The organism is Micromonospora sp. ATA51, assembly GCF_016802855.1.
GTDB lineage: Bacteria > Actinomycetota > Actinomycetes > Mycobacteriales > Micromonosporaceae > Micromonospora > Micromonospora sicca.
Genome location: NZ_JAEVHJ010000249.1, coordinates 1 through 10142 on the forward strand (window position 1 = coordinate 1; position 10142 = coordinate 10142).

Annotated in this window: 8 protein-coding genes and 2 pseudogenes; 6 read left to right on the top strand and 4 right to left on the bottom strand. The window is 69.4% G+C overall.

What is annotated here, in order from left to right; genetic code table 11:
- Positions 1-149 precede the first annotated feature (149 nt).
- Positions 150-914, bottom strand: coding sequence for an inositol monophosphatase (locus JNW87_RS28310; protein WP_238454706.1), 765 nt, complete (start codon positions 912-914; stop codon positions 150-152).
- A gap of 107 nt (positions 915-1021) precedes the next feature.
- Positions 1022-1526 (bottom strand): annotated as a pseudogene (locus tag JNW87_RS28315) (integrase core domain-containing protein); the annotation flags it as partial.
- 68 nt (positions 1527-1594) lie between these two features.
- Here JNW87_RS28315 and JNW87_RS28320 point away from each other — a divergent pair.
- A complete protein-coding gene (locus JNW87_RS28320; RefSeq protein WP_238454707.1) occupies positions 1595-2536 on the top strand; it encodes an ATP-binding cassette domain-containing protein in 942 nt (313 codons plus the stop codon).
- Positions 2533-3282 (top strand): ABC transporter permease, encoded by a 750-nt coding sequence (locus JNW87_RS28325; protein ID WP_109800389.1) that lies wholly within the window; start codon positions 2533-2535, stop codon positions 3280-3282. Before JNW87_RS28320 ends, JNW87_RS28325 begins: the two co-directional genes overlap by 4 nt.
- On the opposite strand, the gene JNW87_RS28330 is transcribed toward JNW87_RS28325, so the two are convergent.
- Complete coding sequence (locus tag JNW87_RS28330; protein ID WP_238454708.1) at positions 3266-6400, bottom strand: BTAD domain-containing putative transcriptional regulator; 3135 nt, start codon at positions 6398-6400, stop codon at positions 3266-3268. The two genes, JNW87_RS28325 and JNW87_RS28330, sit on opposite strands and share 17 nt — an antisense overlap.
- Positions 6401-7252: 852 nt before the next feature.
- Positions 7253-7552 carry a hypothetical protein gene (locus JNW87_RS28335; protein WP_238454709.1) on the bottom strand — a complete coding sequence of 100 codons (300 nt, stop codon included), beginning with the start codon at positions 7550-7552 and terminating at the stop codon, positions 7253-7255.
- 177 nt (positions 7553-7729) lie between these two features.
- On the opposite strand from JNW87_RS28335, the pseudogene rimP reads away from it, so the two are divergent.
- The 4 genes and pseudogenes from rimP to JNW87_RS28355 form a co-directional block, all read left to right on the top strand.
- A pseudogene (gene rimP / locus JNW87_RS28340) lies at positions 7730-8441 on the top strand (ribosome maturation factor RimP).
- Positions 8438-9481, top strand: coding sequence for a transcription termination factor NusA (nusA, locus tag JNW87_RS28345; protein WP_109800761.1), 1044 nt, complete (start codon positions 8438-8440; stop codon positions 9479-9481). The pseudogene rimP and the gene nusA overlap by 4 nt, the downstream one beginning before the upstream one ends.
- Positions 9482-9497: 16 nt before the next feature.
- Entirely contained in the window at positions 9498-9830 is a 333-nt protein-coding gene (locus JNW87_RS28350; protein WP_109800762.1) for a YlxR family protein, read from the top strand.
- A gap of 93 nt (positions 9831-9923) precedes the next feature.
- On the top strand, positions 9924-10142 hold a 219-nt coding region (locus tag JNW87_RS28355), incomplete at its 3' end, for a translation initiation factor IF-2 N-terminal domain-containing protein (RefSeq protein WP_238454710.1).

A 10142-nucleotide genomic window follows, 5' to 3' on the forward strand; every position in this document is an offset into this window, starting at 1 on the left:
CCGACACCGTCTGGATCAACCCACCCGAACCCGCAACCGATCAACCGCTACCCCAAGCGGCGTAACACCCACTGGTCCCACCGACCTTGACAAGTTCCGAGACCGCGCCGCATCAACTGTCACCGCCGGAGGTCGCTTGGTCCCGGCGGTCAGGGGCGCGCCGGGTATTGAAGCGCGGTGAGCAAGTGACTGTGCAAGTTGGCGTTGGAGTACAGGCCACCGCCTTGATCGCCCGCATGTCCTCCGGTTCGATCGGTGAAACGGCCGCCCGCTTCCTCGACGAGAAGAATCCATGGCGCGTGATCCCAGATGTGGTAGCGCTCGACCAAGAAGGCATCGATTTCGCCACGAACAAGCTCGACGAGCGGGAGGGGGCTTGCCGGTGCGCGGGCCGCGCTCGGTGGGAGACGGGCTCTGGACGCGTCGTCCAGAGCATCGAGCCGAGCATCAGCCAACATCGAAGTGGTGCTGACTTCAAGGCGCTTCGATTCGGCCTCCTCGCGTGGCCAGGACGACTCGAAAGAACCGCCGCCTCGGGTCGCCCACCAGCAGCGTCGCAGCGCAGGAGCGGTGACGACCGAGATCTCAGTGCTCCCGGCAACCTCCAGCGCAATGTGAACTCGCCAGTTCGGGTCACGCCGACTGAAGAACGACGTGCCGTCAACCGGGTCGATGATCCAGACCCGATCGGACTCACCGAGTTGACCAAGTTCCTCGCCGAGGAGCGCATCTTCTGGCCTCGCCGCAGACAACGTCTCGCGAAACAATCGCTCGACTGCCCGGTCGGCTTCCGTGACTGGTGTGCCGTCGGCCTTCAGCGTTGCCGAAACGCCAGACTCGAAGTAAGCGAGCGCGAGGTCCGCCGCCAGATCCGACGCGTCGAACGCGAGTTGTAGGTCATCAGCGCTGTCCACGACCGACGAAGCTATCAGCCCAGACCGCCCGCCCTCAAAGTGCCGTTGGAGGACAGGGCAGACGTTGCGGCACGAGCTCGACAGCGAGGGACGTGACCAGACCCCGTCTACTTGTGCAGAGGCTTTGAGAGCTCGGGTTTTTGCTGTTGGTGTTGGTGGGTGCAGTGTGCCGCGTACCGGGCTGGCGGCTGGTATCCCAGGGCGCTGTGCGGGCGGACGCTGTTGTACTCGGCGCGCCAGTCGTCGATGACGACCTTGGCCTCGAGCAGCATGGCGAAGTGGTGGAGGTTCAGGCATTCGTCGCGCAGACGGCCGTGGAAGGACTCGACGTACGGGTTCTGCCACGGGCAGCCGGGGGTCGATGAACGACAGCCTCACCCGCCCGGCGCACTCGTCTGCAGGGCCTGGCAGATCAGCTCGAGGCCGTTGTCGCAACGAATCGCCACCGGCCACCGCCCCCGCGCGGCGGCGATGCGGCCGAGATCGTCGCCGCTGATCGACCGGGCCGACCTGACCGCCGAGGGCTTGCCGGGTGTGCTCGTCGATCACGTTCGCGATCTTGATCGGACGGCCGTCAGTGGTCGCGTCGAACTGGAAGTCAATCGCCCATACCACGTTGTCAGTGGTCGTGTCAGGGGCGTGTCAGGGGGGTGACAGGCCGGGTCCCGATAGTTGGCCGCATGACAACTTCAGCGATTGCGGTCTCAGGACTGCGAAAGGCCTACAAGGACAAGGTCGTGCTCGACGGCATCGATCTTGATGTCCGCGCGGGAACGGTGTTCTCCCTACTCGGCCCGAACGGGGCGGGTAAGACGACGACGGTGAACGTGCTGACCACGTTGATGAAAGCCGACGGTGGCACGGTCCGCGTCGCTGGCCATGATGTCGCAACCGAGGCCAAGGCGGTGCGCGCGGCGATCGGAGTCACCGGTCAGTTCGCTGCGGTGGACGAGCTGCTGACGGGGCAGGAGAACCTGCAGTTGATGGCGGATCTGAACCGCGCGGTCTCCGGCGACGGCAAGCGGGTCGTCACGGAGCTGCTGGGGCGCTTCGATTTGGTGGAGTCGGCGCAGAAGCCCGCGTCGACCTACTCCGGGGGTATGCGCCGGAAGCTCGACCTGGCGATGACGCTCGTCGGCAACCCGAAGATCATCTTTCTGGACGAGCCGACGACGGGACTGGACCCGCGCAGCCGCCGCACGATGTGGTCGATCATCCGTGCCCTGGTCGCCGACGGCGTGACCATTTTCCTCACCACCCAGTACCTCGAGGAAGCCGATCAGCTCGCCGACCGCATCGCGGTACTCGATCAGGGCCGCCTGGTCGCCCAGGGCACTCCCGACGAGCTCAAACGCCAGATCCCCGGGACCCACGTCCGGCTCCGGTTCACCACCGCCGCCGAACTCGACGCGGCCGCGCGGGTCCTCACCGACTCCACGCGGGACGACGAGGCACTGACCTTGCGGGTTCCCAGCGACGGCGGCACGAAATCGCTTCGGGCTCTGCTGGACAGGCTCGATGAGCACTCACTCAGTGCCGAGGAGTGCTCCGTGCACACGCCCGACCTCGACGACGTTTTCCTCGCCCTGACGGGCCACGCCACGGAGGTGGACGCGAAATGAGCGCCCAGTCCCACTCGTTGGTGATGTTGCGTCGCAACTTCAAGCACATCGCCAGGAACCCGACCTCGGTCTTCAACGCGGTCCTGATGCCGATCATCATCATGTTGATGTTCGTGTACATGTTCGGGGACGCTTTCAACGTCGGTGTCGACTACATCGACTACGCGACGCCGGGACTGATCCTGCTGGCCGTCTGTTACGGGCTGGGGGCCACCGCGACGTCGGTGAACTCCGACATGACGAAGGGCATCATCAACCGGTTCAAGGTGATGGACGTCTCCCGTGGTGCGGTGCTGACCGGTCACGTCATCGCAAGTGTGTTGACCAACGTGGTCGCCATCGCGGCGCTCATCGGGGTGGCCTTCCTGCTGGGATTCAGCCCGTCGGCGAGTCTCCTCGACTGGCTCGGCGTGGCCGGCATGATCGTGCTGCTCGGATTCGCGGCCGGCTGGCTCACGGTCGCCTTGGGACTGGCGGCAAAGTCTCCAGAGACGGCGGGTCTGGCCGCCGTGCCGCTGGTCATGCTGCCGTTCTTCAGCAGCGCGATCGTCCCGGCGGAGAAGATGGGGCCGGGCCTCAGGCAGTTCGCGGAGTATCAGCCCTTCACGCCGATCATCGAAACCATGCGCGGGTTGCTCAACGGCGCACCGGACACCAGCGACGCGATCATCGCCGTCGCCTGGTGCGTCGGGATTGCTCTCGTCGGATACCTGTGGGCGCGTTCCACGTTCAAGAAGCGAGCGTGACCTCGACCAGCTGACTCCAGCTCGTCTCCGTGCCCTCCCGAGCCGCCTCGGCGAACCCCGTGTCGCCGAGGCGGCTTCGTGCTGCCCGCTCGATCCGGGCCATGTCCGGGAGCGAACGATCCGGCAGCCCGCGCACGGCGTTGCTCGCCGCTAGCAGCCGCGCGGCCTGCTCGGGCTGGTCGCGGCGCAGTGCCAGGTCCGCTACCCCGACGAGGACCTGCGCGATCATGGGCGCGTGCCCCGCCTCGGCCGCCGCGCGGTAGGCCGCGGCATGGTATTCACCGGCCTTGTCTAGATCGTCGGCGAGGTAGCCCAGCAGGTCGTGCGTCACCGCGCGGAGCTTCTCCGCTCTGTCCCCCAGCATGGTCGTTGCGACATCGAGTTGCCGGTGAGCCTCCTCGGCGTCGCCGCGCCAACGAGCGAGTTCCGCCTTCGACAGGGCCAGCTCCGCCAGCGCCTCCGGCCAGGTGACCCTCTCGGCATACCGTTCCGCCTCGGCTACTGCGGCCTCGCTGGCATCCTCATCACCGAGCAGCCAGTACAGCTGAGCCTGTCGCGACCGCATCCGGATGACGTCCTCGATGGCACCGACCTCGGTCACAACCTCGACCGCCTGTTCGTAGTACTCGCACGCACCGGCGAACTCGCCCCGCGTGGCGATGCGGTCCGCCAGCTCGGTCAGGGCGAACGAGATCCCGAACCGTTCGCCGAGTGTCCGAAACTCGGTGAGCGCCATCTCAAGGTACGCGTCCGCGTCCCGCCCGGCGTGGCCCAGCATGACCCGTGACTTGCCGAGGTGCAGCCGGGCAAGCGCGCATACCCAGGGGTCCTCGTTGTCCAGCAATGATTCCCAGGCGGGCAGGAACGCGTCCGGTGCCTGCAACATGCGTTCCAGCGGGACGACCAAGGCCAGCACGGGGTTGCGGGACTGGCTGCGCTGGGCGAACCGGTACGCCTTGTGGATCCACTCCGCCACCTGGTCTTCGTCGGCGGCCCGCCCGGAGCTGGCGAACGTCACGGCGAGCCCGTAGACGGTGGCCCGGGTCTCGTCGCCCACCTCGCCGGGGATGTTGGTGGCCGCGGTGATCAGCTCCATGCCTTCGGCCCTGTGCCCGCTGAGCCACCAGTACCAGCCGGTACCCGCCGCGAGCCGCATCGCCGCCTGCGCCTCGCCGGCCGCGAGCGCACCACGCATCGCGGAACTGATGTTGTCGTGCTCGGCGTCGAGCGTGGCGAGCCAGGTCAACTGCTCAGCGCGGCGAAGGTGCGGGTCCGCGGTCTCGGTGAGTTCGGTGAAGTAGGCCAGATGCGCGTGGCGCGCCAGGTCCGACTCCCCCACCTCGGCGAGACGCTGCGCGGCGTACTCCTTGATCGTGCCAAGCATCCGGTAGCGCGGTGCGCTGTCACCCGCGGCGACCAGCAGCGACTTCTCAGTCAGCGCCGTGAGCAACTCGAGCACCTCTTCCGACTCGACCGCGTCGCCGGCGCAGACCCGCTCGGCCGCTTCCAGGCTCGCCCCATCCGAGAACACCGAGAGCCTGCGCAGGACCACCCGTTCGGCGTCGGTCAGCAGCTCCCAGCTCCAATCGACCATCGCACGCAGCGTTCGGTGCCGTGGCAAGGCGGTACGGCTGCCGCCGGTCAGCAGCCGGAACCGGTCGTCGAGCCGGTTCGCGAGCTGATCGATCGACATGGTGCGCAACCTGGCCGCGGCCAGTTCGATCGCCAGCGGCATCCCGTCCAGCGCCCGGCAGACGCGCGCCATGGTCGCCAACGTGTGGGCGTCGACCACGAGATCCTTGCGCACCGCGCGCGCCCGGTCTAGAAGCAACCGGACGGCCGGCGCGGACTCGATCTCGCCGGGGGTGGCGTTCCCGTCCGGCAGGGCCAGCGGCGCGACAGGCCACAGCGCCTCACCGGTGATGCCGAGTGGTTCCCTGCTGGTCGCCAGGATCCGCAGCCGCCGGCACTCCCCTAGCATGCGATGGGCGAGCTCGGCCGCCGACTCGATCACGTGCTCGCAGTTGTCCAGGATCAGCAGCATCTCCCGCTCGCGGATGGCGGCGATGAGCCGGTCCCTCGGCTCCAGGTTCGACGCCTCACCGAGCAGTGCGTCGCGGAGGCCGAGCGCGGCGAGCGTGGCCTGCGCCACGTCGCCGTCGGCGCCGATGGCCGCGAACTCCACCATCCAGGCCCCGTCGGGCAGGTCGCCGAGCAGATTGCGCCCGGTTTCCGTGGCCAGCCTCGTCTTCCCCGAACCGCCCGGACCGATCAGGGTGGTGAGCCGGTGCTCGGCGACGAGTTCGGCGACCGCGGCCACATCGGCGTCCTTGCCGATGTAGCTGGTCAGCTCGGCCCGCAGGTTGGTGTTCCGGTTCTCCTCCCGCCGTCCCGACTCGCCGCGCAGCAGCGCGACATGCAATGCGGACAGCTCCGGTGAGGGGTCGACGCCCAGCGCGTCGGCCAAGGCCTCTCTCGTACGCTGGTACACCAGCAGGGCCTCGGTGTCGCGACCGGCCGCCACGAGGGCCCGCATGAGCGCGCCGACAAGCCGTTCTCGCACCGGGTGCGCGGCCACGAGGTCGGTCAGCTCCGTGACCAGCTCCGCACCATGGCCAAGGCTGATCTCCGCGTCGAACCGCTCCTCCATGGCCGTAAGGTGCAGCCTCTCGAGCCGGTTGACCGCAGCGTCGAAAGCCGCACTGTCGGGCAGACCGACGTCCTGCATGGCCGCACCGCGCCACAACGCGAGGGCCTCCCGCAGCCGCCGCACCCGCTGCGGGCCCTCGCCGTCGCGCGCCCGGCCCACGAGGCGTTCGAAGCGCACCGCGTCGACGGCGTCGGGTTCCACCGTCAACCGGTAGCCGTCCGTCTGCCCCTCGATCAGCCCTTCCGGCAGCGCCTTTCGCAGCCGGGAAACCAAGCGGTGCAGGGCATTCGTCGCGTCGGCGGGCGGATTTTCACCCCAGATCCAGTCGAGTAGCGTCGCCTTCGGGACCACACGACCCGGTTCGAGCGCAAGGGCGATCAACAGCCCACGCAGCCGCGCGCCCGGCACGTCGGCGACGCTGCCGTCGTCCGTGCGAACCTCGAACGGTCCGAGCATCCCGATCTGCACCCAACAGATCTTGCCATGCACGAAGATCAGGCCTCCAATCGCCGACGCGGCGTCAAGACCCGGTCACGGCTTGGCCCGGGCCGCGGCCACGCAGCCGGTGCGGACCGAACCCGGGATGGGCCAGCCTCAAGGATTTTAAGATCAACATCTCGTGACATTGAGAGTCGTGCGGCGTCCTGGCCTGGCGCGACCAATTGGATCACCGTGTCAGTGGTCGTGTCAGGGCGGTGGCGGGGCGGTGTCAGGCCTGGCGCCGATGGTGGACGCATGACAGAAGACAGCGCTTCCTCAACTCAGCTCACGCCTCCGCCCGGAGGGTCCCAGGAGATCGACGGCCGCCGCATTTTCGTGCATCGGTCGGGCAGCGGCGGACCGGCCGTGGTGCTGTTGCCGGACGCCAGCGCGGTCGCCTACCCCGGGCACCAGTAAGACCCACATTCCCCATCCGTCCGTTAAGCGAAATTCGTACCAGATTTAGGGAGTGCATAACCATGTCCATCACCCTTTCCGACCAGGACAAGACCACGCTGCGGATTGCCGCGTACGGCGCCGTCACGCTGTTGTCCGCCGCTGGTGCCGCCGGCGGCTCACCCCACAAGATCGCCACCAATGGCAGCATCGCGCTGGGCTCGGCCACCGGCCTGGTCGGGCACGTGCTCGCCGAGTATCCCAAGGGCAAGGAATTGAACGGCAAGTCCGTGGCCAAGATCGCCGACCGCGTGCTGCCGGCCTTGACGGCGGTCATGAGCCTGCTCAAGGAGCAGGCTCCGGAAGAGCCGGGCAGCGGGTCGGCGGGGTCCGCGTCCCCGGACGGCGTGCCGCTCGGCGCGCCGGACGGCAGCGGGCGGCCGATCACCCGGCGCAGCTCGTCGCCGTGGCCTGGTGGGCGTCGGCGATCGGGGTCAGCCGGTCGGCCAGGGCCGGGTCGGCGGCGATCGCGGCCCGATGCCGGGCGGCCAGCGCGGCCGCCTCGGCGGCCAGCGGCTCGAGCGGATCGGGCGGCGGCGGCTTGTCGTCGCCCCGGTCGAAAAGATCACAGCCGGTCAGCGGTACGGCGGCACCGCCGACCACCACCAGCGCCCCGGCGCGCAGCACGTTTCGCCGGGAATGCCCCGGTGCCCCGTTGCGCTGTGTTGTTCTGCCCGTCGCCACCGGACAAGTCAACACCATCCGTGGCCGCCCGTGGGCCACTGGCGTCGGTGCGCCGCCGGGTCCGTCACCCGCCAGGCGCGTTACGCTCTGCGCAGCCACCGGGCGCGACCGCCCCGGTGGCGTGCCGGCATGGCGGGCCGAAGCGGACCGCAGCTCGATCAGGAGAAGGGGCGCCAGATGACGCAGCGTGGCCGTGCCACCAGGCCGACCGGGCCGTCCGGGCGACCCCGGCGGGCCGACGGGCCCCGTGGTGGGGACCGGGTCGGCGCACCGCGCGGCGGTGACCTCGGCGCCCGGCGCGCGCGGCTGCGCGAGGTGATCGAGCCGGTGATCGAGGGCGTCGGGTACGACCTGGAGGACCTTTCCGTCTCCCGGGCCGGCCGACGGCACGTCGTACGCGTGATCGTGGACGCCGACGGCGGGATCAACCTGGACGCCGTCGCGGACGTCTCCCGCGCGGTCTCCGCGGCGTTGGACGCCGCGGAGGAGGCCGGTGGCGACATCGTGGCGGGGGAGTACCAGCTCGAGGTCAGCTCGCCGGGCGTGGACCGTCCGCTCACTCTGCCCCGACACTGGCGGCGCAACGTCGGCCGGCTGGTCAAGGTGACCGTGCGCGGCGGGGCGGCGCTGCCCGAGCAGCGGGCCGCCGGGGACCGGCAGGTCACCGGCCGGGTGGTCGAGGCCGACGACGAGCGCGTGGTGCTGGAGACGGACGCGCCGCGCGGAGCACCGCTACGCCGACCTCGGACCCGGTCGGGTCCAGGTCGAGTTCACCCGCCTCGACGAGATCGACGAGGCGGACGAGTTCGACGACGCGGACGCGGCCGGCGCGGCCGGCGAGACTGACGACATCGACGACGAAGATGATGTGGAGGACGAGGAGAGGTGAACATCGACCTCGCGGCGCTGCGCGCACTCGAGCGCGAGCGGGAGATCCCGTTCGACACGATCCTCGCGGCGATCGAGACCGCGTTGCTGACCGCCTACCGGCACACCGACGGCGCCGAGCCGCACGCCCGGGTGGAGATCGACCGCAAGACCGGGGCCGCCCTGGTCTACGCCCAGGAGGTGGACGACGACGGCACCGTCGTGCGGGAGTGGGACGACACCCCGCACGACTTCGGCCGGATCGCCGCCATGACCGCGAAGCAGGTGATCCTCCAGCGGCTGCGGGAGGCCACCGACGAGGTGCACTTCGGCGAGTACGTCGGCCGCGAGGGCGACCTGGTCACCGGGGTGGTGCAGGCGCACGAGGCGCGGGTCGAGAAGGGCATCGTCAGCGTCGACCTGGGCAAGCTGGAGGGCGTCCTGCCGCAGTCCGAGCAGGTGCCCGGCGAGCGGTACACGCACGGCGAGCGGATCCGCTGCGTCGTGGTGCACGTGGCAAAGGGAATGCGTGGCCCGCAGATCACGTTGTCCCGTTCGCACCCGGCACTGGTGAAGAAGCTCTTCGCGCTGGAGGTGCCGGAGATCGCCGACGGCACCGTCGAAATCGGCGCGATCGCCCGTGAGGCGGGTCACCGTACGAAGATCGCGGTCCGCTCCACCGCCCCCGGCGTGAACGCCAAGGGCGCCTGCATCGGCCCGATGGGCCAGCGGGTCCGGGCGGTGATGAGCGAACTGCACGGTGAGAAGATCGACATCATCGACTGGTCGGACGACCCGGCGACCTTCGTCGGCAACGCGCTCTCCCCGGCCAAGGCGCTGCGGGTCGAGGTGGTCGACCTGGCCAGCCGGACGGCCCGGGTCACCGTGCCGGACTTCCAGCTCTCCCTGGCGATCGGCCGGGAGGGGCAGAATGCCCGGCTTGCCGCCCGACTGACCGGTTGGCGGATCGACATCCGTTCCGACGCGGAGCAGACCGAGACGGCCGGCCGGGGCGCAGCTGATCACGTGCCGGAGCCGGGCGGCGCGATCTCGAGCAGCTAGGGGTAGACTTTCTCCAGTGGTACGACGCGCGCTGCCGGAGCGCACCTGTGTGGGCTGCCGGAGACGTGCGCCGGCCAGCGAACTGCTGCGGATCGTCGCGGTCGGCGACGAGGCTGGTCACAGCCTCCGGGCCGATCCGGCCCGCAGACTGCCGGGTCGGGGGGCGCACATGCACCCGGATCCGGCCTGCTTCGCGCAGGCGGTGCGCCGCCGCGCCTTCGGGCGGGCACTGCGCATCACCGGGGTCGTCGATCACGGTGAGCTGGCGGAGCATGTTGACGCGCCAACCACTACGTCCGGTCAGCCCGACCGGACGAGGGTCGCTAGCAAGGTAGGACGACCGACATGAGCACACGATGAAGTCCCTGAAATGACCAGGCTTCAAGTGCAGGAGTGAGGTCGCTGCGGGTGCTGCCCGCACGACCTCGGAGTGAGGAGTGCAGTGGCAGGTAAGGCCCGCGTACACGAGCTGGCAAAAGAGCTCGGGGTCGAAAGCAAGACCGTTCTCGCCAAGCTGAAGGAAATGGGCGAGTTCGTCAAGTCCGCGTCCAGCACCGTCGAGGCGCCCGTCGCCCGACGGCTGCGTGGCGCATTCGTCGCGTCCGCCGGTGGCCCTTCGGCGCCGGCCGCCCCCGCGGCGGCCGCGTCCGCTCCGGCGGCG